1 pseudogene is annotated in these 327 nt (G+C 48.9%); it reads left to right on the top strand.

Annotated features, from left to right (window positions below):
- Positions 1 to 327 (top strand): annotated as a pseudogene (locus KMS84_RS44270) (two-component sensor histidine kinase); the annotation flags it as partial.

The raw sequence follows: 327 nt of genomic DNA on the forward strand, positions 1-327 counted from the left end.
CTGAAGTGGTGCTCTCAAGAAAAAGGAACATCGAGGACTACGAAGACAATCTCTACTCGAACCTAGATGATTTGAAGCGAATGTCTCGGATGATTGATGACATGCTTTTCCTGGCCAAGTCCGATAACAGATTGCTCAAGCCAGAGAACAATCAGATAGATCTACAGGAGGAGGTTGGGAAGCTGCTTGAGTACTACCGTCTGTTGGCTGATGAGCGCAGCATTGAGCTTAGCGTTTCAGGAGCAGGAAGTGTCCGAGGTGACGTATTGATGCTGCGCAGAGCTATCTCGAACTTGCTTTCGAATGCGCTACGGTACACGCCAGAGG

The organism is Streptomyces hilarionis, from assembly GCF_024539675.1.
In the GTDB taxonomy this organism is placed as follows: Bacteria; Actinomycetota; Actinomycetes; order Streptomycetales; family Streptomycetaceae; genus Streptomyces; species Streptomyces hilarionis.